Source organism: Paraburkholderia sabiae (assembly GCF_030412785.1).
In the GTDB taxonomy this organism is placed as follows: domain Bacteria; phylum Pseudomonadota; class Gammaproteobacteria; order Burkholderiales; family Burkholderiaceae; genus Paraburkholderia; species Paraburkholderia sabiae.
Genome location: NZ_CP125295.1, coordinates 5,870,653 through 5,893,810, shown reverse-complemented (window position 1 = coordinate 5,893,810; position 23,158 = coordinate 5,870,653). Strand labels below are relative to the sequence as shown.

The window sequence follows — 23,158 nt, the reverse complement described above, 5'->3', positions numbered from 1 at the left end:
AACGAGCAGATAGCGCACGACTTTTTTTCAAGACGTCATGGCACTTTCGGTATCATGGCGCGGTCAATTTTCTGCCGGGACGCGATTCGTAGCGTCATATCAAGCGCCAACAGCGCGGCGGGTCACGATGCCCGTCACGTCAGCTATCTGCTCATAAAGGACGACCTTTGGACACGCTGCTGCAATTCGTCAATCTTGTCCTTCATATCGACAAGTTTCTCGGAGTCTTCATTCACCAGTACGGCGCGTGGGTCTACGCGGTGCTGTTTCTGATCGTTTTCTGCGAGACGGGTTTGGTGGTGCTGCCGTTCCTGCCTGGCGATTCGCTGCTGTTCATCGGCGGCGCGTTTTGCGCGACGGGCGAAATGAACATCGAACTGCTGATCGTGCTGCTGCTCGCGGCCGCTGTGCTCGGCAACACGGTCAACTACATGATCGGTCGCGCGATCGGACCGAGAGTCTTCAATTCGCACATCCCGTTGCTCGAAAAGTTTCTCGATCGCGAAGCGCTGCGCAAGACGCACGATTTCTACGAGCGTCACGGCGGCAAGACGATCGTGCTCGCGCGTTTCATTCCTGTCGTCCGGACCTTTGCGCCGTTCGTGGCGGGCGCGTCGGAGATGACCGTCAAGCGCTTTCAGCTGTTCAATATCGCGGGTGCGCTGTTCTGGGTGCTGCTGCTCACGCTGCTCGGTTTCTTCTTCGGCAATATCCCGTTCATCCGCCAGTACCTGAATGTGATCGTGCTGGTCGGTATCGGCGCGGCCATCGTGCCCGTGGTGCTCGGCGCGCTGTGGAAAATGTTTCGCAGCAAGCGTCAGCCGTCCGGCTCGGCCAGCAATCGCACGGGACATTGACGGACGCGAGCCGCAGGCATCCGTTCATGCGGACGCCTGCATAACCCAGCTCGCGTTAGAAACTCTAGGTAGCCGCGCGCCGTACGACGGGCGTTTCCGGCGTCGGATATCCCGCTTCTCGGAAGGTATCGATGATCGCGCGGTTCGTATCGAAGTACACCTGCCAGTAGTTGTCGTTATGCGTATAGGGCCGCACGCACAGCAGCGGTCCTTCCGGCGTGAACGACAACACCTCGATATCCGGCGGCGGATTCTCAGAAACATTCGGAATCTTCGTGACGGCGGCACGTAGCCGATTCGCCGCATCGAGGGGATCCACGCCGTTCGCAACCTTCGCCGTCAGTTCGACGCGCCGCACCGGTTGCGCGCTGTAGTTCGAAATCACACCCGAAAAAATCGTGTTGTTGCCGATGATGGTCAGCACGTTGTCGGGCGTGATGATCGTCGTGCCGAACAGACCGAGTTCCTGGACCGTGCCTGTCACGCCGCCCGCCGTGACGAAATCCCCCACTTTGAACGGCCGAAGCACCTGCATGAAGATGCCCGCCGCGAAGTGCGCGAGCAGGCCGCCCCAGGCTGTACCGATCGCGAGACCGACGCCCGCGAGCAACGCCGCGAACGACGTCGTCTGCACGCCGAACACCTGCAGGATCGCGAGGACCAGCAGCAGGTTCAGGATGCCGGCGAGAATCGAGCCGAGATAGTGCGCGAGGGTCGGGTCGACCTTGCTGTTGCGCGCGAGTACCTTGCGCAACAGGCCGATGATGAGCCCGATCACCCATCGCCCGATGATCCACAGAACGATTGCACCGAGTACCTTGGTCCCGAAGTCGATGCCCCGGGTCATCAGAAAGACGCGTACGGATTCGATATCCACGATTCCCTCGCTTGAGTCGGTTGCGTATGACTGACTCGTGCATGCGACGACGCGGCGGACGGGAAGCGGAGCAGCAGGGCGGACGCCGCGTCCATCGCGTGTGGTGCACGATGTTGTTTTCCGGTACGGCGTACGGCTTGAACGGGCTGGGTTGCCCGGGATGCGAGAAACGGCGGCGCAGTTGCCGCCGCCTGCAATCATCGAGAGTTATAGGCGATGGCGCGGCCGTGAGCAAGCCGTATTCCCGCCCGATCAGGGTCGGCGTTCGCCATGCGTCAGGCCGACGTGCCGACGACGGCACGCGCTCCGGTGCGTTCGGCGGCTTTGCGGCTGCGTATGCGCGACAGGCCGACGGCGATTCCGCATGCCGTCAGATAGGCGGCGAGACGCGCCACGAACGCGTCCGTCGTGCTGAACTTGCCGTAGCGCGCCTGCGAATCGGCGAAGACGAGAAAGGTCAACACCGCATCGAACAGCAGCGCGACCCCGGCGAAGACGACGAACATCAGGTAGCCGTTCGCACAGGCATCGGGCCTCATGCGGTTGACGATGCAACATCCGGCGAGCAGCACGGCCAGAATGGCCAGGTTCGAAATCAGATCGAGCAGGAAATTGATCATGACGTTGAGATGAAAGCGATCGTTGACGATGCCGCTCGCGCTGTTAGATCGATGCGTGAAAGCCGACCCGGCGAGTAGCCGCGGGATCATTGCACGCCTTTTCATCTCGATAAATGCAAATATAGGGACTCCGGAATAACGCGTTGGAAGGGTGCGACACGACGCGATGGTTTGTGACGCTTGCGTCGTTGGCGTGGCGGCCGAATGTTAAAAAGGGTCTCCGGTTGCCCGGAGACCCTTTTCGATTTCATGACATCGACGAAGCCGCGTTACGGTTTGACAGTCGCGTCGGGGGCGAAGTCTTCCGCATCGACGTCGTAGCCCGACGGCTCCCAGCGGATCGCCAGCAGCGCGACGAGGCCGCACAGCGGCGCGACCGCGATGATCCAGAACACGCGCGTATGCAGCGCGGCGGCGAGCACAGGGAAGAGGAACAGCGAGACCGTCGAACTCGCGCGCATCAGCGTCTGGTTGAAGCCGACGCCGACGCCGCGCAGCGAGGTCGGGTAGCTCAGCGACGCGAACGTCATGCTGTGCGAGCCCGGACCGAAGCCTTGGCCGAACAGGAACAGCGCGAGCATCGCGATCGCAATCGCCACTTGTGCGCCGCCCGCCGGTTTGCCGACGACGGCGAGGCCGACTAGCGCCACGAGTTGGCACGCGTAGCCGAGCACGGTCAGCTTCCACGCGCCGACCTTCGGCACCGTGCGCACCGCGATGATCCCGCCGACGAATGCAAACGCGAGATTGAGCACGAGCGACGCGAGGATCGTCGTGAGCATCGACTGCGCGAGGAAGCTCGAGATGATGACGGGCAAGCCGAACGCGACCGCGTTATACGCAAACGACGACGCGATCGCGATGACCGTCGTGAGCACCGTGCGCTTCAAATAGACGCCTTTGAGCAGCGTGCCGTAGTTCTTCCACGATGCCTGGCGGACATGGCTGCGCTTTGCGGTGGCAGCGGCATCGGGCGCAACGTCGGCGTCGATCCCATACGAGCGCTTGAGAATCTGCGCAGCGCCTTTAAGATCACCCTGATTCGCGGCCCAAACAGGCGATTCGCTGATATAGCGGCTGCGGATCGCGATGATGACGATGGCGGGCACGGCGCCAAAGCCGAGAATCAGACGCCATAGCAGAGGCTGGTGGCTCTCCGGCAGCGTGGAGTAAAACGCGAGCACGAGCAGATACGACACGCTGATGGCCGCGTACCAGACGGGGCACCACATCGCGACGCGCGCGGCCTTGTTGCCCTTGCCTTGCAAACGCGAGAACTCGGCGAGAAACGCCATCGCGACGGGCAGGTCGATGCCGACGCCGAGTCCCATCACGAAGCGCGCGCCGCCGAGCACCCACGCGTTCGGCGCGAACGCACAGGCGAGCGCGGCGATCACGAAGAAGAACATGTCGGCCATGAACACGCGATATCGGCCGATGCGGTCCGTCAGAAAGCCGCCTAGAAACGCGCCGACGATCGCGCCGAACGTGATCGCGGAAGCGACGAAGCCGGTGCCTGCCGGCGTCAGCGAAAATTCGCGCGCGACGTCCTTGAGACCGAACGCGAGCGCGCCGAGATCGTAGGCATCGAGAAATACGCCGCCAAGTGCGATTGCGACGACGATCCGCGCGTCGGCGCCGACGGCGGCGCCCTGGTTGACGAGTGCCGACACGTCGGCGGCGGAGCGGATGACAGGCTTGTTATCGGCGCGGGACGTTGCCTGCGCGACGCCTGCTTCGGGCGCGAGAAGAGTGGACATGCGGCGAGTGCGCGCAACGACGCGCAAAAGAGCGAATCGTACTGGCGCTCATTTGCCGCCACCAACGTTATTTTTGTTATTAGCTCATGCCGGCCGTCATGCAGGACGCATGACGGCGCGGCGAGGGCGAGTTGCGCGCGATCAGTTCTTCGTGATGCTGTGCCGATGCGCCGCGCGGTAGTCGGTAGGCGAAATCGACAGGCGCTTGCGGAAGATCTTCGCGAGTCCGTCGCCGCTGCGCACACCACAACGCCGCGCGATGCCGTCGATCGACATGTCGGTTTCCGCCAGCAGCAGGCAACTCGCATCGAGCCGCGCGCGCAGCAGATATTCCGACGGCGTCAGCCCGACTTGCGCCTTGAAGCGCCGCAGGAAGTTGCGTTCGCTCATCTTGGCGACTTCGGCCGCTTCCGCCACCGAGATATGCCGCGTGTAGTTCTCGCGGATCCAGTGCGCGGCCGTCGTGATCTTGCGGCTGATGCCCTTTTTTTCGTCGTCGTCGAGAATCGCGTCGAGGCGTCGCGAGGCGCCCGAGAGCGCGCGCTCCGACACGATCCGCGCGATCGGCGTGCCGTGATCGCGTTTGATGACGGTGAGCGCGGCGGCAATCGAACGCACGGGCGCGTCGACGTCGATCGAAGCGCCTGCCTCGATCTGCCATTGAGTTTCGTTGGCGACGGGCGCGACGGGTTTGCCCATGGCGTCGGTTGCGCCCGGCATGCTGCGCCAGCCGCGCCGCTCGAAGGCGATATCGGCGGCGGCGAGGACGCCGAGCCCTTCGTCGAGCGCCTTGACGACGCGGATCTTCGGCGCGATCGCGCGTAGCCGCCGGATCAGCCGCTCGTTCGCTTTCGCGCGGGACGCGCCCGGACCGCCGACGATGAACAGCGTGTCGAAGCCGTTCAGCAGCGGTCCATTGAGGCTCTCCGTCCACACGCGCAGCGCGCAGCTGCTCACGACGCTGCCGCCCATCTCGGACAGCATGACGATCGAATAGGAGGGTTCGACACCCGAACCCTCGTCGCCGGATTGATCGGCCTGTGCTTCGTTGGCGAGTCGGAATGCGTCAGCGAGCAGACAAACGTCGCTTAGCGGAAATCGTTCAAAAACGAGAATGCCGATACGTTTGACCATGTGCCCGACATTGACGACTGCGCTCGACGTGGGTGAATCCATCCAACGACTCACCGCGTGCTCATATCGCATCGTCTGTCTCCAGTGCCGAGGACGGCGAAAGAATAAAGGTCTGCGTGCCTTGGCTCCATCATAGGCCTACGTTTTTGCGCGCTGATCGTTTGAGTCGGAAAAAAACGAGAAGTTGGCAGATCGGCTCGATATTCGCGGAATACGCTGGCGTATCGATGCTTATCAATCAACTCAACCAGGAGGCGCGAGCATGCTCAGCATACGCAAGGCGGTCTTCCCCGTGGCCGGTCTCGGCACCCGATTCCTTCCCGCGACGAAGGCCAGCCCCAAGGAAATGCTGCCGGTGGTGGACAAGCCGCTCATTCAATATGCGGTCGAAGAGGCGATCGCCGCGGGCATCACCGAGATGATCTTCGTCACGGGGCGCAGCAAGCGCGCGATCGAAGACCATTTCGACAAGTCGTATGAAGTCGAATGCGAACTGCTCGCACGCGGAAAGCTCGCGCTGCTCGAACTGGTGCAGAACATCAAGCCGAGCCACGTCGAATGCTGTTACGTTCGCCAGCCGGAGCCGCTCGGGCTCGGCCACGCGGTGCTGTGCGCGGAAAAGCTGGTCGGCGACGAACCGTTCGCGGTGATCCTCGCCGACGATCTGCTCGACGGCGAACCGCCCGTGCTGTCCCAGATGGTGAGCCTCTTCAATCACTATCACTGCTCGATCGTCGGCGTCGAGGAGATCGCGAAGCACGAATCGCGTTCGTATGGCGTGATCGACGGCAAGCGTTGGGACGATCGGCTCTTCAAGATGTCCGGCATCGTCGAGAAGCCCGCGCCGGAAGAAGCGCCGTCGAATCTCGGCGTAGTGGGCCGCTATGTGCTGATGCCCGCGATCTTCGACCGTCTGCGCCGTCAGCAGGCGGGCACGGGCGGCGAGATCCAGTTGACGGATGCCATCCAGGCGCTGCTCGGCAGCGAACAGGCGCTCGCTTATCAATATCAGGGCCGGCGTTTCGACTGCGGCAGCAAGCTCGGCTATCTGAAGGCGACCGTCGAGTTCGCGCTGCGTCATCCTGAAGTCAAGGACGCGTTCGATACGTTTCTGCGCGAGCGCATGCAAAGCGGCCACGCCGTTGATGGCGAAGTCGCGAAGGAAGAACTGGCCGAACTGCTGAGCCGGGTCTGAGCGCGCGGTAGATTAGAAAAAGCGCGGCGGCGAAGGCCGCCGCGCTTTTTTTGTCTGACGCTGCCGCGTGCGGAGGGAGGCTCAGCGGAAATATGCCTTCGTATTCTCGTGCACGTCGTCACGCGCGAGGAGCGCTTCGGGTGGCAGCCAGATATAGCGACTATGCTGGTCGAAGCGGCCCACGGACGCCGTATTCTCCAGCGTCAGGAAATAGGCAAGCACGACGTAGTGCGTCGAAATTGCGTCCGCGCCGGCGAAGTTGTCGTCGTAAAGGTGTTCGAACAAACCGCCAAAGCGCGCAGCCGAGCGCTCCATGCCCGCAATACCGAGTTCCGCATCGACGATACGCGTGAACGCGGCATCGAGCCGCTCGTTCTTGCAAATACGTCCGCCCGGCACGAACCACGTTCCCAGCGCAGGCCGGTTGCGTCGGTGTCCGACGAGCACACGGCCTGCGTAGTCGGACACGATCAGGTCGATCGACACGAGCGGCGTCATCCGCACGACCTGAAGAAAATCATCTGCTTCGAGAAAATCCGCGCAAGTAGCGGCCATGTTTCTGTCTCGCCATGTTGTCTTGTTTAATGGGTGCAGCACAGTGCCGCTTCATGCGCCCCTTCACAGGCCCCTACGCAGCCGGGCGCACGCGAATCGGATACGCAACCGGCATGCCCCGTCTATTGATCGCGATCGTGGGTGAACAGACGCGACGAGGTGCCGAACAGGAAAGCGATGACGACGGCGATCCCCACGCAAAGGAACAGCGCGGAGGCCAGTATTGCGACCAAAATCACCATGATCCAGCCCAAACCGGTCATCCCGACTGCTCCGTCGTCGTGGCCTCGCGTGCTCGCGCTATCTGCGCATGTCGCGAGGCTTGCGGCATTGCAGAGAGTCTAGTCGTAGCAATAAATGGCGGTTCTGTCGTCTGACGCCTAAATCCCGTCTCGTATGGCCAATTCGTGAGAGCCGCGTGCACCGCTTCAACACGGCTTCGTCATGGCGCGACATAGCCCGCAGGTGTCGTCACGTTGGCCTTCATCACGGCCACATTCGACGACACCACATAGACGGGCGTCTCCGTCAGCGCGAGCGTCACGTGGCCGTCTTCGTAGGGCACGCTCGATGGATTGCCCATCATGTCGAACACCGTCACCTTGCCCGACGTGCCCGGCGCATCCACCTGCAGACGCCATGTCACGCCGGCTGTCGGATCGAAGCGGGTCGACTTGTTCCATCTGGCGTTGTCGTGCGTCCAGGCGGCGGTGATCACCTTGCCGTTGTTCAGGCGCTGGAACGCATACGCGTAGACGCCTGCGGGCGTGCGCTTGACGGGGCCGAGCGTCGCCGTGCCGTCGATCAGCCGCGTCATCGCGACGATCGCCGATGCAGCGGGCTTCGGGCTCACCGTATTCGGACCGTACGCGCCCTTCGGATGATCGAGATCGAAGAACACGCCATAGCCCGGCGTCGCGGCGGGCGAATCGTTCGAATAGAAGATGTAGGTCATGTCCGCGCCTTCGCCGAGCAGAATCAGATGCGTGCGCGCGACGACGGCGCCTTGCGCGTACAGCACATCGTTGGGCGGATAGTGCGGACCGTATTGCTCGCCGACGTCATAGCTGATGCCCGTTTCCGTCGCGAACAGCTTGGCGCCGGGCTTGTACTGTTCGGCCATCACACGGCGCAGTGCGCGCATCGCGGTCGGCAGCGCGTATTGCGCCTGTTGCGGATCGCTCGCGTTCATCAGACGTTCGGGCGGATGCGACGGACTGTTGCCGCCCGGATCGTAGTAGCCATGGATCGCAATCCCGTCGACGTACTTCGGCAGTCCGAGCGGCGCGAGGCGCTTGAGCCATTCGACATTGCCGACCACCGAGCCATAAGTCGGTCCCATCACGACAGCATTCGGATCGGTCGCATGAATGCCCTCGTGCACGGCCTTGTACAGCTCGACGAAATTCGCGTCGGTATCGCGCCAGGGCAGACCGCCTGCGGCATCCGGTTCCCACGTGACCTGGTAGTAGTTGCTCTGCTGCGTCGGAAAGATCGCGCTGCGTACGCGACTCGATTCAGTGCCGACACGCTGCATGTATTCGCGCAGCGCGCTCGTCGATTTCGGCAGATAGCTGTGCGTCTGCTTGCCCGTGGGACTGGCCCAGCCAGGAATGCCGTCGAGTTGAATGAGCCGCAGCAGGTCGCCTTTGCGGAACCACGAAGCGAGCTGCTGCGAGGCGGGATTGAAGGTGTCCGCGCGATCGGGTTCTTCCTTGTACCAGTTGCGGTTGTCGTTGACCCACGTCAGACCGAGTTGCGTATAGAGCGGCCGATAGCCGTCGCCGTCGCAGCAATGCTCGCCCGGTGCGACGAACGCGCCGCCCTGGCCGCCGAAGCGATGCAGGTCCGCATGCGCGAAATGCACGGGCGGCACGCTCGCGGATACATCGGGCAGCACGCCGAACGTCGCGATGCCTTGCGGACGCGTGCCGCGCGTGGGCAACTGCGCATGCGCTTCTTCGAGCGACGCCGACAACGCGAAGTAGCCCGCTAACGAGGACTCGCAAGTCAGCTTCACCTGACGCGCGCCTTGCGTGACGCCATACGTGCCGCTTGCCTGCACGGTGCCCCACGCATCGCGGATCTTCCAGGCGAGCTTGTCGTCGCGCGTCGTGTGCGTCGTGATGACAATCTGGAACGAACGGTCGCGCGGAAAGAGGCGCGTGCCGTCGCTGCCTGGCGTGTCGGCTTCGATGGGATCGCCTTGCTGGTTCGCTGCTGCCGTCTCTACCGATTTGTTACAACGGAGTCCTTGTGAATCGTTCGCACGTGGCGGCGCTTTGGTCGGCCAGTCGTCGTCGGAAGACGTGCTCGTGGCCTTGGCGGCCGTCGTAGTCGTGACCTTGGCAGAAGCCGAAGGGGTGCTGCCGCTCGCGCCGGCAATCCAGCACTGCTTCAATTCACCCGGCGCGGGATCGCCGAAGATGCCGTTGTCGCAGGGCGTGCCGTTCGTCAGCGATTTGACCGTGTTGTGCGACTCGCTGCCGTAACGCACGTCGCGCGTACCGCTGAAGCTGCACGTGCCGCGTTCGTCTGCACATTTCGTCCAGCTATCGATCTGCTTCGCGGTCTGTTCGTTATCGGCCGAGGCGTTGTCACAGCCGCTCGCTATCAGGATGCAAAGCGCGACGCATGGCGCGAGCATCGCAGCTCGCAAGTTGAGCGAAGCATTACGCGAAAGATGTAACCGTACGCGATATGCGCATGTCTTACCGAGACCACTGTCGCCATCAGTCATTCTTTCTCCCGTACGGTATGGATGACCGGGTTAGCGCATTTCGCGCGTCCAAGATTACACCGTCGAGTTAGCAGGAATTCGACGTTTCCTAGTGCTTGCCCGCAACTTCGCTGGCGGATCGATACGAATGTTGCGTCGTCGCGACGCTGGTTCGTGGCGAATAGAGGCTAATGCATGAGAAGCGCTTCGTGTAACGCTTCGCGACCGTACGACAAGGCGTTTGAATGTATGAAGAGGACCGATTGGTACCCGCCAGGGACGCTTCGACTGCACCTCGATAGCGCCGCTACGCCTCGCGACAGGGCCCGATGTTTCGCGTTTGAAACATTAATTGATTTATTTATGGCGACATTAAAAAAGCGAGAGAAGAAAATATTCTGGATGGCTATTCCGTTCTTATAATTCTAATTCGTGCTTTTGTGCGCACGATTTCCTCATATCAATAAGTCTTTCATTTCATATTATCAAACCGGCATTTTGATCGGGAATTGGGATAAGAGGAATGCGATTGGGTAAGTATTGCGGACCCCAAATTCCAATCCGAAAAATTTGCAGTGTCTTTGGTGTGAGGAAAAGTGAATTGCAACAATTTGTAAGCCTTTGTGTCAAGCCTGGCGCGGTGTTTGGCGAGTCGGTTTCTTCGTCTTATGAAATGGCGAATTAGTACGAAATCGGGCTGTGTTAATCGTCTTTATGAGACTGTTAAATACGGGCTGAAAGCCGGTTATCATCCACCGGACCGAATACGCCAATACATCGTCAGTTTCAGTCAGTAGCCGCCGGGATTGTTTTTTTAATGCGTATGATGCACTGCACATCGCATGCATTTATCTAGTTCTTTCCACGCCGGAATGGTCAAGGGGGAAGAGTCATGGCGTATGCAAGTCTGGAATCTCCAATGGTTGGCTGGGTACGAGCGCCTGAGCGCAGCGCGCACTACGCAGCCGCCACTCGCCACATTGCAATTCTGTTGTTCGACGGTTGCTCGCTCCTTGGCGCGGGCATCGTCGCCGAAGTTTTTCATGCTGCTAACGAACTGTCCTCATCCGCCAGTCACAGCTGGACATACGACGTGAGCTTCCTGTCGGCAGCGGGCGGCAACATCACGTGCTCGTCGTCGATCCGCGTCTGGACCGACGGACTCGATGCCCGTCATTACATGGGTTTCGATGCACTGTTCGTCGCGGGCGGTAAAGGCGCGCATTCGGCGGCCCGCGACGAACGGCTCATCGCCTGGCTGCGTCGCGTGCATGCGAACACGAGCACCGTGCGTCCTATCGGCGAAGGACGCTCGCTGCTCGAAGCGGCCTGCATCAACGGCATCCAGCAGCAACGCGACTTCGGCAGCTACACGGTGCGCGAAGAGCGCGACGAACGCAGCACGGGCGAAGCGAACGATCGCCTCGAATCGATGAAGAGCGCGCTGATGCTGATCAAGCGCGATCTCGGCATCGACGTCGCGCGCAACGTGGCCGAACGCCTGATGCCCGACGCCGGCGACAGCCTGATGTCGCTGCTCGGCGACAGCACAGGCAAGAGTCCCGCAGACAAGGTGCGCGCCGCGGCGCGCTGGTTACAGGAAAACTGCCAGCGGTCGATCTCGATCGCGGATGCGGCCCAGGTGGCCGCAATGAGCGAACGCAACTTTCTGCGTCGCTTCAAGATGGAAGTCGGCGTCACTCCTTCCGACTACCTGCTGCACGCACGGCTCGCGATTACCTGCAGCCTGCTGACCGATTCCGAGCTGCCCGTCGACAAGATCGCGCGGCGCACGGGAATGGGCAACGGCGATCGTCTCGCCAAGATCTTCCGCAAGCGGATGAAAGTCTCGCCGACGGAATACCGGATGAAAACCCGGCGCGAAGCCGGCATCTAGCCGGCCTTCACGATCTGCAGTGGGTTTCGGACCTTCATGCCAGGGGTTCAGTGGCGGACATTAAGGAGTGCGTAAATGCTGATCGACCAGAACAATCCGACGAATGCGGGAGAGCCGGCCGGCGCGTTGCCTGCCTGCACGCATATCGTGCCCGTGATTCTGGCTGGCGGATCGGGCACGCGTCTGTGGCCGATGTCGCGCGAAAACTTTCCGAAGCAGCTGATCGGCGTAGTCGGTTCGGAATCGCTGTTGCAGGACACCGTGCACCGGATGGAAGGCTTTCCGGCGGAATGGGACGTATCGAAGGCGCCCATCATCGTATGCGGTGAAGAACATCGCTTCGTGATCGCCGAGCAGCTGACGGGCAATGGCTGCACGCCGCGTCTCGTGGTCGAACCCGCGCGGCGCGACACGGCGCCTGCGCTGACGCTGGCCGCCGCGCTCGCCTGCGCAAACGGCGACGACGCGATTCTCGTCGTGATGCCGTCCGATCACGCCATCGCCGATGTGCCTGCCTTGCAGCGCGCAATCGAAGTCGCCGCGCGCCACGCGCAGCGCGGCTCGATCGCCACGCTCGGCGTGCCGCCGAGCGCGCCGGAAACGGGCTTCGGCTATATCCGCATCGGCAGGAAGCTCGACGACGAAGCGCGCGAGATCGACGGTTTCGTCGAAAAGCCGGCCGCCGAACTCGCGAAGCAGTACCTCGCGCAAGGCACGTACTGGTGGAACAGCGGCATCTTCATCGTGCGTGCAAGCGTGTGGCTCGCGACGCTGCAATCGCTGCAGCCCGACATGCACGCGGCCTGTCTCGCGTCGTTCGTGCAGGGACAGTCGGACGGCACCACGCTGCGGCCCGCGGCCGACGCGTTCACGCGTTCGCCCGCCGATTCGATCGACTACGCAGTGATGGAGCGGCTGAATGCATCGGCTGGCTGGACGTCGGCGGGCGTGGTCGTGCCGCTCGACGCAGGCTGGTCCGATCTCGGTTCGTGGGATGCAGTATGGGCCGCACAGCCGAAGGACGAAAACGGCAACGTCGCGCGTGGCCGCGTGATGTTCGAAGGCGCGGTGTCGAGCTACGCGCATTCGGAAGGGCGCCTCGTCGCCTGTGTCGGCACGACGAACGTCGTCGTCGTCGAAACGGCGGATGCCGTGCTCGTCGCCGACCGCTCGCGTGTGCAGGACGTGAAGGGGCTGGTCGCGCGCATCAAGGCGCAGAAGGCGCCCGAGGCCGACGCGCATCGCAAGGTGCGCCGCCCGTGGGGCTTCTACGACTCGATCGATCAGGGCGACCGCTTCCAGGTGAAGCGCATCGTCGTGACGCCGGGCGCGAAGCTGTCGCTGCAACTGCATCACCATCGCGCGGAGCACTGGATCGTCGTGCGCGGCACGGCGATGGTTACACGCGGCGACGAGCAGTTCCTGCTGAGCGAAAACGAATCGACGTATATCCCGCTCGGCGTGCGGCATCGGCTGGAGAACCCGGGCAAGGTGCCGCTCGAAATCATCGAGGTGCAGTCGGGCTCGTATCTCGGCGAAGACGACATCGTGCGCTTCGACGACACCTACGGACGCTGCGGGCCGACGAACTAGCAAGCGCGGCGGCGAAATACGCACCACCCGTAGAGGCAGGTAACGAACGACGAATGGCAGGGTGAACGACATGCGGGACATACAGGACTTTTTCGCGCGGGTCGCAGACGTGGCGCTGATACTGCTTGGCGCCGTCGTCGCCTCGCAGATCCGCTTCGACGAATTTTCGCAGCGCGGTTTCTATGACGCGTTCGTGCTCTTTTCCGCGGCTTTTGCGCTGGCGATGTTCCCGGCGTTCGGCGTCTATGTATCGTGGCGCGGCCGCTCGAAGCTCGCGCTCGCCGGACAGGTCGCGCTTGCCTGGCTCGTCGTGCAGGGCTGCGCGCTCGCGCTGATGTATTCGCTGCACCGCATCGATATTGTGTCGCGCCTGTGGTTCGCGTACTGGACGGCGATGGCGGGCGGCCTGCTGATCGCGTGGCGGCTGATTGCGCATGCCGCGCTGGCGCGTGCGCGCCGCGCCGGCTGGAATTTGCATCAGGTGGCGATCGTCGGAAGCGGCGGACATTGCGACCAGATCCTGCGTCGCATCGAACTGCAGCCGGCCACGGGCTTTCGCGCAACGGCTGTGTTGAACACGCATCCGGAAGATTCGCCGCTGACCAACCAGCGCGTGAACTGCTTCGATTCGCTGCAGGCGTTTGCCGACTACGTGCGGACCAACGACGTGCATGAACTGTGGCTCGCGCTGTCGCTCACCGACGAGCGCACGATCTTTCGTCTCGTCACCGAATTCCGCAACGACCTCGTGAACATCCGCTTCATGCCGGACGTGCGCAGTCTCGCGTTGTTCGATACCAGTAGCGTGATCGAGCTGCTGGGCGTGCCCGCGATCAATCTCGTTGCGTCGCCGCTGTCGTCGCGTGCGCTGTTCAAGAAGGATCTGTTCGACCGCGTGTTCGCCGCGGCCGCGATCATGGGCCTTGCGCCGCTGCTGATCGCGATCTCGATTGCCGTGAAGCTGTCGTCGCCCGGTCCGGTGCTGTTCCGTCAGAAGCGCAAGGGCGCCGACGGCCGCGTCTTCACGATCTACAAGTTCCGCTCGATGCGCGTGCATACCGAGGAAGCCGGCAAGGTCAGCCAGGCGACCAAGGGCGATCCGCGCATCACGAGAGTCGGCGCATTTCTGCGCCGCACGAGTCTCGACGAGTTGCCGCAGTTCTTCAATGTGCTGCGCGGCGACATGTCCGTGGTCGGGCCACGCCCCCACGCACTCGAACACGACGATCTGTATCAGAAAGTCGTGGCCGGCTATATCCATCGCTACAGGATTAAGCCGGGCATCACAGGCTGGGCGCAAATCAACGGTTTTCGCGGCGAAACCGATCGCATCGAAAAGATGGAACGACGCGTCGCGCACGATCTGTATTACCTGGGGCACTGGACGTTCTGGCTCGACATGCGAATCATCGGCGCCACGATCGTCAAGGGCTTCATCCATACCAACGCGTATTAAGACGGGAAGCAAGCCAGTGAACAAGGACCAAGCTCCCCTGTTAGGAGGAACTGCCATGAAGCAGCGATTTGGATTGGGTGTAGGTGCACCGCTACTGTTGTCGATCTCGGTGCTGCTCTCCGCATGCAGCATCGTACCTGGACAACGGATGGTGTCACCGCCCACGCTGCCCGAAACGGGCGGCGAGTACAGCAGTGATCCTGAGCAGAATGTTCAGATCCCTGTTACCGACATCAATCTGAAGCTGGTGCGCGACATGAAGGGCCAGACGACGGAACTGAACCAGCAGATCGCGGGCCTCTTCAGCACGAAGCCGCCGGCCTACAAGCTCGGGCCGGGCGACGTGCTGCAGATTACCGTGTGGGATCACCCTGAACTCGCCGCGGCGCTCGGTCAGCCGGCGCAGAACGTGAACAAGGGCGACCCTGGTCTCGGCTTCCTCGTGGATGCGGACGGCAATATCCAGTTTCCGTATGCGGGCACGGTCCACGTGGGCGGCAAGGATGCGACGACGGTGCAGAAAGAGCTGTATCGCAAGCTGAGCAACGTCTATTCGAAGCCCGAAGTGACGGTGCGCGTCTCGTCGTTCCGTTCGTCGCAGGTGTATGTGGACGGCGAAGTGCGTGCGCCCGGACCCGCACAGGTCAACGACATTCCGATGTCGCTGACGGAGGCGATCAACCGCACGGGCGGCTTCACGCCGAACGCCGATCAGAGCCACGTCGAACTCACGCGCGACGGTCGCACGTACAACATCAACGTGCCTGACCTGATCCGTCGCGGCAAGGCGCCGACGTCGATCTACCTGCAGCCGGGCGACCTGCTGCGCGTCGGCGGCCGGGACGAATACGGCGTCTATCTGATGGGCGAAGTCAACCGTCCGGCGACGATCCTGCCGATGCGCGACGGCCGTCTCTCGCTGGCCGAAGCGCTGTCGCAGGCGGGCAGCGTGAATCCGAACACGGCTTACGCGAAGCAGCTCTTCGTCATCCGCAACTCGATGGGCGACAAGCCGGAGATTTATCACCTCGATGCCACGTCGCCGACTTCGATGCTCCTCGCGAACCAGTTCAACCTGGAGCCGAAGGATGTCGTCTACGTCGACAACAACGGTCTCGTGAAATTCAACCGCGTGCTGTCCCTGCTGTTGCCGGCGATCAACGCTGGCGTGACGGCAGCCCTGCTCGCGAAGTAAGCCGGAGGCATGCGTTGCGCGCACCGCGGCTACGGGGTCCGGACGCGCAACGCTTTCGAATGTGTCGGTCTTTGATGGATCACGCAAATGGCTATCAACTTTGACAATCGTTATTCGGACGTCAGTTCGGACGAGATGCACCTGACGGATTATCTGCAGGCCATCATCGCGAACTGGCGGTCCATTCTGCTGATCACGCTGGCCGTCACGGCACTGGGCGCGGCGTACGCCTTCGTGGCGACGCCTGTCTACCGCGCGGATGTGCTGTTCCACGTGGTCGACAAGTCCGAGAACAACAACAAGCAGGACGGTCTTCAGCCGCTGACGGGCATGTTCGACACGAAGCCGTCGACGGCCGCCGAAATCGAGTTGATGAAGTCACGCCTCGTGACGGAAGAGACGGTCAAGCAGCTGCACCTCGACATCGCCGCGCGGGCGCACACGCTGCCTTTCGTCGGCGGGCTGCTCGCGCCGCTGATGAACGGCAAGTGGGGCATCAAGCTGCCGCCGTCGCTGCAACTGCCGAGCTATGCGTGGGGCGACGAAACCATCAAGGTGTCGCGCTTCGACACGGCGAAGGACATGTATGACAAGGACTTCACGCTGATCGCTGGCCAGAACGGCGACTTCGTGCTGAACAACCCGGACGGCGTCGCGATTCTCGAAGGCAAGGTCGGCGAAAACGTCGTGCGCGAAACGCCGGCGGGTCCGATCTCGCTGCGCGTCGATGAAATCGTCGGCGCGCCCGGCACGCGCTACGACCTGACGCGCGCGTCCACGCTGACGACCGTCGAGCGTCTGCAGAAGTCGATGGATATCGGCGAATCGACGCTGCAGTCGGGCGTGATCCGCGCGAGTCTCGAAGGCCAGAATCCGAAGCTCACGGCCGACATCATGAACAGCATGGCGCGCGAGTTCATCCGCCAGGACGTCGAAAGCCGTTCGTCGGAAGCCGAGCACATGCTGGCGTTCCTCGACCAGCAGTTGCCGCAGCTGCGCAAGGAACTCGACGCCGCCGAGCAGCGCTACAACACGTTCCGCAACCAGCACGGCACCGTCGATCTGAGCGAAGAAAGCCGTCTGCTGCTGCAACAGATCGTCGACAACAAGACCAAGCTCGTCGACCTGCAGACGCAGCGCGCCGAGATGTCGCAGCGCTTCACCGCGAATCACCCGGCCGTGGCCGCGCTCGATGCGCAGATCGCTTCGCTGCAGGGCAATCTTGGGAAGATGGGCAAGAGCGTGCAGACGCTGCCCGACACCGAGCAGACGGCGCTGCGCCTGCTGCGCGACGTGCACGTCGACACCGAGCTGTACACGAACCTGCTCAACAGCGCGCAGCAGTTGCGCATTGCGAAGGCGGGCCAGGTGGGCGACGTGCGGATCGTCGACTTCGCAGAAGCCGCCGACGACCCCGTGCGTCCGAAACGCCTCGTCGTGATCCTGATCAGCTTCGGCGCGGGTCTGTTCATCGGCATCGTGTTCGCCTTCGTGCGCAAGACGCTGTATGGCGGCGTCGAACGTCCGGACGAACTGGAAGCCGCACTCGGCGTGCCGGTCTTCGCCGTGGTGCCGCGTAGCGAACAGCAGATCCGTCTGCAGCAGGACGTGATGATGCGCCGGCGCGGCCTGCACGTGCTCGCCGAACAGGCGCCGCAGGACATCGCCGTGGAAGGCGTGCGCAACCTGCGCACCTCGCTGCAGCTGAGCGTCGACGACAAGCAGAACAACGTCGTGATGCTGACGGGCTCGCGTCCGGATGCGGGCAAGTCGTTCCTGTCGGTGAACCTGTCCGCGCTCGTCGCATCGACGGCCAAGCGCACGCTGGTGATCGACGGCGACATGCGGCGCGGCGACGTCCACTCGCACTTCGGCCTGCAGCATCAGCCGGGTCTGTCCGACGTACTGCGCGGCGGCGATCTGCAATCGTCGATCCAGCGCGAAGTACTGCCGGGCCTCGACGTGCTCACCAAGGGCTCGCTGCCCTCGCATCCTTCGGAGCTGCTGATGAGCAAGCGCTTCGAAACGATGCTCGAAGAACTCAAGAACCAGTACGACCTGATCATCATCGATACGCCGCCCGTGCTCGCCGTCACCGATTCGACCGTGATCGGCAAGCACGTGGGGACGACGTTGCTTGTGATCCGGCACGGTCGCCATCCTGTGAGCGAGCTCGCGGAAACCGCGAAGCGTCTGCGCAATGGCGGCGTGAATTTGCAAGGGGTGTTGTTGACCGACGTACCGCAGGCGGGCGCGTTCATCGGCTCGGGTTATCGAGGCGGCTACTACGGCTACGAGAGTATCGCAGGCTAAGGAGCAGCGCATGTCCGTCCGGGTGGCAAGGGTGGGCCGGCGGACATCTGAACAAACTGGTGCAAGGGACGGGGCAGCGCACAGGCGACAACCCGGCCGCCACAGGAGAATACGATGACTCAGAAGGTTGCCTTGATTACCGGGATCACCGGTCAGGACGGCTCATACCTGGCCGAGCTGTTGATCGAAAAAGGGTACGAGGTGCACGGCATCAAGCGTCGTTCGTCGTTGTTCAACACCGACCGGATCGATCATCTTTACCGCGATGTACACGACCCGGACCAGCGTCTGCAATTGCATCACGGCGATCTGACGGACGCGACGAGCCTGCTGCGAATCATGCAGCGCGTCGAGCCGGACGAAGTCTATAACCTCGCGGCGCAAAGCCATGTCGCCGTGTCGTTCGAGGAACCGGAATATACGGCCAACGCCGACGGACTCGGCACGCTGCGGCTGCTCGAAGCGATCCGTATCTGCGGCTTCGAGAAGAAGACGCGCTTTTATCAGGCCTCGACTTCCGAACTCTACGGTCTCGTGCAGGAAGTGCCTCAGCGCGAAACCACGCCGTTCTATCCGCGCAGCCCGTACGCCGTCGCGAAGCTGTTCGCGTACTGGACGACCGTCAATTACCGCGAAGCGTACGGCATCTACGCGTGCAACGGCATTCTGTTCAATCACGAATCGCCTGTGCGCGGCGAGACGTTCGTCACGCGCAAGATCACGCGCGCGATCGCGCGCATCGCGGTCGGCCTGCAAGACCAGCTCTATCTGGGCAACATGTCCGCGCTGCGCGACTGGGGCCATGCGCGCGACTACGTCGACATGCAATGGATGATGCTGCAGCAGGAACAGCCCGAAGACTTCGTGATCGCGACGGGTGTGCAGTACAGCGTGCGCGAATTCGTGCAGCGCGCGGCCGCCGAACTGGGCATCACGGTGCGCTTCGAAGGCAGCGGCGTGCATGAAGTGGGCATCGTCGAACATGTCGAGCGTCGCCAGCGCGCCGAAATGCGCGTGCAACCCGGCGACGTGATCGTGCGCGTCGATCCGCGCTACTTCCGCCCGACGGAAGTGGAAACGCTGCTCGGCGACCCGTCGAAAGCACAGCAGAAGCTCGGCTGGACGCCGACGACGTCGTTCGAATCGCTCGTCAAGGAAATGGTGCTGTCGGACTACCAGATCGCGCGGCGCGATGCGCTCGTCACGCTGGCAGGCTTCAAGGCGCTGGAACATCACGAGTGACGCCATGGACAAGAACGCACGCATTTTTGTCGCGGGGCATCGGGGGATGGTCGGCTCGGCGCTCGTGCGCAAGCTCGAGACGAACGGCTATCGCAATCTCGTCACGCGCACGCATGCCGAACTCGATCTGACCGATCAGGCCGCGGTGAACGCTTTCTTCGAACGCGAACGCATCGACGTCGTGCTGCTGGCAGCGGCGCGCGTCGGCGGCATTCTCGCGAACGCGACGCAGCCGGGCGAGTTTCTCTACGAGAACCTCGTGATCGAAACCAACGTGATTCACGCGGCGTATCGCGCGAACGTCGACCGGCTGGTGTTTTTCGGCTCGTCGTGCATCTATCCGAAGCTGTGTCCGCAGCCGATCCGCGAATCGTACCTGCTGACTTCGGAACTCGAGCCGACCAACGACGCCTACGCGATTGCGAAGATTGCCGGGCTGAAGCTCTGCGACGCGTACAACCGCGAGTACGGCACGCGTTACGTCGCGCTGATGCCGACCAACCTGTACGGCCCGAACGACAACTATGACCTGAAGAGCAGCCACGTGCTGCCCGCGCTGATCCGCAAGGCGCACGAGGCGCGTCTGCACGGCGATCCGACCTTGACCGTGTGGGGCAGCGGCACACCGCGCCGCGAATTCCTGCATGTCGACGATCTCGCCGCGGCCACGCTCTTCGTGCTCGAGCACGACATCAACACGGGCGTCTTCAACGTCGGCGTCGGCGAAGACCTGAGCATCCGCGAACTCGCCGAAACGATCTGCGACGTCGTGGGCTACGAAGGCGAGCTGCAGTTCGATGCGAGCAAACCGGACGGCACGCCGCGCAAGCTGCTCGACGTGTCGCGCCTCGCGGAGATGGGCTGGCGCGCGAGCATCGGGCTGGAACAGGGGGTCGCGGACACCTATCGCGAGTTCGCCGCGACGTACGACGCGAAGTTCGGGGACAAGCTCGTCGAAGCGCACACGGGACGGCATGGGGAGAACCGCACGCCGTCGTTCGCGATGGCTGCGCGGGCCTGAATGAACCGCTCCTGGTGACGGACGTTGCCCGGGACCGGGATAGGGCGACGTCCGTTCTTTTTGCTGGGGCAATCGACAGATTCGACAGAATGAGGACTGTAAGAACATGAGCGCGTCAGTCACGATCTTCCACAACGTAGTGTGGTCACGGCACAAGGGCGCCGTGTTCTCTGCGCTGCACAACATCTCGGCATCGGGGGCGATCAGCTACTCGATGGTGCAGATCGCGGACACGGAACATGATCGTATCGGTTTCTCGGACGTCGACTATTCGTTTCATCGCTATCCGATGCACAAGCTGTTCGACGGCTGCTACGAGGACGTGCCGCGCGGGCGTCTGACGATGCGCCTCGTGTGGGAAGTCCTCAAGGCGAAGTCGGATCTGATCGTGCTGCCCGGCTATCACCGACCCGAGTACTGGGCGATGCTCGCCGCGTGCATCGTGACGGGCAAGCGCCGCGCCGTGTTCTGCGATTCGACGGCGCGCGACCGGCCGAAGCGTCTCATCACGTCGATTCCCAAGCGCGTGTTCTTCTCGCTGTGCGACGGCTACTTCGGTTTCGGCGAGCGCAGCCGCGACTATCTGGTGTCGCTCGGCGCGAAGCGCGAGAAGATTTTCATTCCTTGTCAGGCGGCCGCGCTGCCCGTCACGTTCTCGCCCGAGCGCGCGCTCGCCGAGCGCATGCACTATCGCGCGGGCAATCCGACCGTGTTTCTGTACGTCGGGCGGCTGTCGGAAGAGAAGGGCATCACGACGCTGATCGACGCGTTCGCCGGCATTGCGAAGCGGCTGCCCGATCCGCAGCTGCGTATCGTCGGCACGGGGCCGCTCGAAGGCGAGTTGCGCAAGCGCGTGAAGGAGCTGGGGCTCGACGGGGCGATCACCTTCGTCGGCAGTCTGCAGGACGAGCCGCTCTCGCGCGAATACTACGGTGCGACCTGCATGGTGCTGCCGAGCCGCAGCGAACCGTGGGGCCTCGTCGTCAACGAATCGCTCGCGCATGGCTGTCCTGTCATCGTCAGCGAGAGCTGCGGCTGCGTGCCCGAACTCGTGCACGAAGGCGAGAGCGGCTATGCATTCACTGCGGGCGACGTGGCCGGCCTGCAGCGCACGCTGCTGAAGGCCACGGAAGCATTCGCCGATGCCGAAGCGTCGGCGCATCGTTGCATGGACGTGATACGGCGTTTCGATCCGCCGTCAGCGGCGGCCAACATCGCGCGCGGCTGCGCGCTGATGCTGGGCGCGTGAGATCGAAGGCAGGCACGCGCGGCTCCGCGTCAGGCGGGGAGCCGTGTCGGTACGGGGAAGGCGTAGCGCTGTCCGCTGCCGCATGACGGACACACGTCGTGGAAATCGACTATGAAGATCCTGATCTATGGCCTCAACTACGCGCCCGAGTTGTCGGGCGCGGGTAAATATACGGCTGAGATGGCACAGATGCTGACGGAGTGCGGTCATGAGGTGCGGGTCGTTTGCGCGCCGCCGTACTACCCGGACTGGAAAGTCGCGGACGGCTACTCGATGTGGCGCTATCGGCGCGACGTCATGCACGGGGTGCAGATCTGGCGCGCACCATTGTGGGTGCCACCGCGTCCGGGCGGCCTCAAGCGCATGATGCACCTCGCGTCTTTCGCGCTGGCGTCGTTACCGTTGCTCGCGAGACAGGCCGCATGGCGGCCGGGCGCCGTGATGCTGATCGCGCCGACGATGGCCTGCGCGCCGGGCGCGCTGGCACTCGCGCGCGTGACGGGCGCGAAGGCGTGGCTGCATATCCAGGACTACGAAGTCGACGCCGCCTTCGATCTGGGCCTGCTAAAAAGCGCGCGTGCCGCGCGCATCGCCTACTGGATAGAGCGGCTCGTGCTGAAGCGCTTCGACGTGGTCTCGTCGATCTCGAACCAGATGGTGCAGCGCGCCGTCGGCAAGGGCGTCGATGCCGGGAAAACCGAGTTCCTCCCGAACTGGGTCGACACTCGCGACATCTTTCCGCTTGGTCGCGTGAGCGAGTATCGCGAAACGCTCGGCATTCCGGCGGGCAATACAGTCGTGCTGTACTCGGGCAACATCGGCGCGAAGCAGGGCATCGAAACGCTCGCCGAGGCGGCGGCTGCCATGGTCGCGCGCGAGGACATCAGCTTCGTTTTTTGCGGCAACGGCGCGGCGCGGGACGATCTCGTCAAGCGTTGCGAGGGCTTGTCCAACTGTCGCTTCCTGCCGTTGCAGCCGGCGTCGTCGCTGAACGAACTGCTGAATGTTGCGGATATTCACGTGCTGCCGCAGCGTAGTGACGCGGCCGACCTCGTGATGCCGTCGAAGCTGACGGGCATGCTGGCGAGCGGAGGCGCGGTCATCGCGATGGCGCGGCCCGGCACCGGCCTCCACGAGGCCGTCGTGAACAATGGCGTGGCGGTGCCGCCCGAGGACACAAAGGCGCTCGTCGACGCCATCGTGGCACTGGCTGCCGATCACGAGCAGCGCGCCGCGATGGGTGCGGCCGGGCGGCGCTATGCCGAGACGATGCTGTCGCCGCTCTCGACGCTGCTCACGCTCGATACGCGGCTCGCCATGCTGATCGACGGCGATGCGTCGGGGGCGAAGCAGGCCGCGGCGCCGCTGGCGAACGCGCCGATCATGCCGGCGCGCGTCGAGGAATCGGAAGTGGAGTGATGGAGCGCCGTCCGCGCGGCGCGCGGACAGCGGAAAGAGAGAAGGCCGCAGACGAA

At 63.0% G+C, this 23,158-nt stretch carries 18 protein-coding genes; 11 read left to right on the top strand and 7 right to left on the bottom strand.

What is annotated here, in order from left to right; all coding sequences use genetic code 11:
• Window positions 1-167 precede the first annotated feature (167 nt).
• Window positions 168-857, top strand: coding sequence for a DedA family protein (locus tag QEN71_RS26430; protein WP_201650866.1), 690 nt, complete (start codon window positions 168-170; stop codon window positions 855-857).
• 64 nt (window positions 858-921) lie between these two features.
• On the opposite strand, the gene QEN71_RS26425 is transcribed toward QEN71_RS26430, so the two are convergent.
• From QEN71_RS26425 to QEN71_RS26410, 4 genes are all read right to left on the bottom strand, one after another.
• Window positions 922-1,734, bottom strand: a complete 813-nt coding sequence (locus tag QEN71_RS26425; protein ID WP_201650867.1) for a mechanosensitive ion channel family protein — start codon at window positions 1,732-1,734, stop codon at window positions 922-924.
• Between the two features lie 275 nt (window positions 1,735-2,009).
• Entirely contained in the window at window positions 2,010-2,444 is a 435-nt protein-coding gene (locus tag QEN71_RS26420) for a hypothetical protein (RefSeq protein WP_233471813.1), read from the bottom strand.
• A 179-nt stretch (window positions 2,445-2,623) separates the two neighbouring features.
• Window positions 2,624-4,114, bottom strand: a complete 1,491-nt coding sequence (locus QEN71_RS26415; RefSeq protein ID WP_201650869.1) for an MFS transporter — start codon at window positions 4,112-4,114, stop codon at window positions 2,624-2,626.
• Window positions 4,115-4,255: 141 nt separating this feature from the next.
• Window positions 4,256-5,290, bottom strand: a complete 1,035-nt coding sequence (locus QEN71_RS26410) for a GlxA family transcriptional regulator (protein WP_223959295.1) — start codon at window positions 5,288-5,290, stop codon at window positions 4,256-4,258.
• A gap of 220 nt (window positions 5,291-5,510) precedes the next feature.
• Between QEN71_RS26410 and galU the strand changes: the two genes are divergently transcribed.
• Window positions 5,511-6,443 (top strand): UTP--glucose-1-phosphate uridylyltransferase GalU, encoded by a 933-nt coding sequence (galU, locus tag QEN71_RS26405; protein ID WP_201650871.1) that lies wholly within the window; start codon window positions 5,511-5,513, stop codon window positions 6,441-6,443.
• Window positions 6,444-6,524: 81 nt separating this feature from the next.
• Here galU and QEN71_RS26400 read toward each other — a convergent pair whose 3' ends face one another.
• From QEN71_RS26400 to QEN71_RS26390, 3 genes are all read right to left on the bottom strand, one after another.
• A complete protein-coding gene (locus tag QEN71_RS26400) occupies window positions 6,525-6,998 on the bottom strand; it encodes a GDP-mannose mannosyl hydrolase (RefSeq protein ID WP_201650872.1) in 474 nt (157 codons plus the stop codon).
• Between the two features lie 122 nt (window positions 6,999-7,120).
• Window positions 7,121-7,261 (bottom strand): hypothetical protein, encoded by a 141-nt coding sequence (locus QEN71_RS26395; protein WP_167528654.1) that lies wholly within the window; start codon window positions 7,259-7,261, stop codon window positions 7,121-7,123.
• Between the two features lie 179 nt (window positions 7,262-7,440).
• Window positions 7,441-9,645: a glycoside hydrolase family protein gene (locus tag QEN71_RS26390; protein WP_201650873.1), complete on the bottom strand. Its 2,205-nt coding sequence runs from the start codon at window positions 9,643-9,645 to the stop codon at window positions 7,441-7,443.
• Between the two features lie 964 nt (window positions 9,646-10,609).
• Here QEN71_RS26390 and QEN71_RS26385 point away from each other — a divergent pair.
• From QEN71_RS26385 to QEN71_RS26345, 9 genes are all read left to right on the top strand, one after another.
• Window positions 10,610-11,614 (top strand): GlxA family transcriptional regulator, encoded by a 1,005-nt coding sequence (locus QEN71_RS26385; protein WP_201650874.1) that lies wholly within the window; start codon window positions 10,610-10,612, stop codon window positions 11,612-11,614.
• A 75-nt stretch (window positions 11,615-11,689) separates the two neighbouring features.
• Window positions 11,690-13,207, top strand: a complete 1,518-nt coding sequence (locus tag QEN71_RS26380) for a mannose-1-phosphate guanylyltransferase/mannose-6-phosphate isomerase (RefSeq protein WP_223959298.1) — start codon at window positions 11,690-11,692, stop codon at window positions 13,205-13,207.
• A 70-nt stretch (window positions 13,208-13,277) separates the two neighbouring features.
• Window positions 13,278-14,663, top strand: coding sequence for an undecaprenyl-phosphate glucose phosphotransferase (locus QEN71_RS26375; protein ID WP_201650875.1), 1,386 nt, complete (start codon window positions 13,278-13,280; stop codon window positions 14,661-14,663).
• A gap of 55 nt (window positions 14,664-14,718) precedes the next feature.
• The gene (locus QEN71_RS26370) at window positions 14,719-15,858 is read left to right on the top strand and encodes a polysaccharide biosynthesis/export family protein (protein ID WP_201650876.1); all 1,140 of its coding nucleotides are present in this window, start codon (window positions 14,719-14,721) and stop codon (window positions 15,856-15,858) included.
• Between the two features lie 87 nt (window positions 15,859-15,945).
• Entirely contained in the window at window positions 15,946-18,171 is a 2,226-nt protein-coding gene (locus tag QEN71_RS26365) for a polysaccharide biosynthesis tyrosine autokinase (protein WP_201650877.1), read from the top strand.
• Between the two features lie 114 nt (window positions 18,172-18,285).
• On the top strand, window positions 18,286-19,413 hold the full coding sequence (gmd, locus tag QEN71_RS26360; RefSeq protein ID WP_201650878.1) for a GDP-mannose 4,6-dehydratase: 1,128 nt from the start codon (window positions 18,286-18,288) through the stop codon (window positions 19,411-19,413).
• A 4-nt stretch (window positions 19,414-19,417) separates the two neighbouring features.
• On the top strand, window positions 19,418-20,434 hold the full coding sequence (locus tag QEN71_RS26355; protein ID WP_201650879.1) for a GDP-L-fucose synthase family protein: 1,017 nt from the start codon (window positions 19,418-19,420) through the stop codon (window positions 20,432-20,434).
• A 106-nt stretch (window positions 20,435-20,540) separates the two neighbouring features.
• On the top strand, window positions 20,541-21,683 hold the full coding sequence (locus tag QEN71_RS26350) for a glycosyltransferase family 4 protein (RefSeq protein ID WP_201650880.1): 1,143 nt from the start codon (window positions 20,541-20,543) through the stop codon (window positions 21,681-21,683).
• Window positions 21,684-21,794: 111 nt separating this feature from the next.
• Window positions 21,795-23,102, top strand: a complete 1,308-nt coding sequence (locus QEN71_RS26345; RefSeq protein ID WP_201650881.1) for a glycosyltransferase WbuB — start codon at window positions 21,795-21,797, stop codon at window positions 23,100-23,102.
• Window positions 23,103-23,158 lie beyond the last annotated feature (56 nt).

Coding starts and splice junctions, on each gene's coding strand:
- QEN71_RS26420 (WP_233471813.1), bottom strand. CDS start 2,444: ATGATCCCGCGGCTACTCGCCGGGTCGGCTTTCACGCATCGATCTAAC.
- QEN71_RS26415 (WP_201650869.1), bottom strand. CDS start 4,114: ATGTCCACTCTTCTCGCGCCCGAAGCAGGCGTCGCGCAGGCAACGTCC.
- QEN71_RS26410 (WP_223959295.1), bottom strand. CDS start 5,290: ATGGATTCACCCACGTCGAGCGCAGTCGTCAATGTCGGGCACATGGTC.
- galU (WP_201650871.1), top strand. CDS start 5,511: ATGCTCAGCATACGCAAGGCGGTCTTCCCCGTGGCCGGTCTCGGCACC.
- QEN71_RS26400 (WP_201650872.1), bottom strand. CDS start 6,998: ATGGCCGCTACTTGCGCGGATTTTCTCGAAGCAGATGATTTTCTTCAG.
- QEN71_RS26395 (WP_167528654.1), bottom strand. CDS start 7,261: ATGACCGGTTTGGGCTGGATCATGGTGATTTTGGTCGCAATACTGGCC.
- QEN71_RS26390 (WP_201650873.1), bottom strand. CDS start 9,645: ATGCTCGCGCCATGCGTCGCGCTTTGCATCCTGATAGCGAGCGGCTGT.
- QEN71_RS26385 (WP_201650874.1), top strand. CDS start 10,610: ATGGCGTATGCAAGTCTGGAATCTCCAATGGTTGGCTGGGTACGAGCG.
- QEN71_RS26380 (WP_223959298.1), top strand. CDS start 11,690: ATGCTGATCGACCAGAACAATCCGACGAATGCGGGAGAGCCGGCCGGC.
- QEN71_RS26375 (WP_201650875.1), top strand. CDS start 13,278: ATGCGGGACATACAGGACTTTTTCGCGCGGGTCGCAGACGTGGCGCTG.
- QEN71_RS26370 (WP_201650876.1), top strand. CDS start 14,719: ATGAAGCAGCGATTTGGATTGGGTGTAGGTGCACCGCTACTGTTGTCG.
- QEN71_RS26365 (WP_201650877.1), top strand. CDS start 15,946: ATGGCTATCAACTTTGACAATCGTTATTCGGACGTCAGTTCGGACGAG.
- gmd (WP_201650878.1), top strand. CDS start 18,286: ATGACTCAGAAGGTTGCCTTGATTACCGGGATCACCGGTCAGGACGGC.
- QEN71_RS26355 (WP_201650879.1), top strand. CDS start 19,418: ATGGACAAGAACGCACGCATTTTTGTCGCGGGGCATCGGGGGATGGTC.
- QEN71_RS26350 (WP_201650880.1), top strand. CDS start 20,541: ATGAGCGCGTCAGTCACGATCTTCCACAACGTAGTGTGGTCACGGCAC.
- QEN71_RS26345 (WP_201650881.1), top strand. CDS start 21,795: ATGAAGATCCTGATCTATGGCCTCAACTACGCGCCCGAGTTGTCGGGC.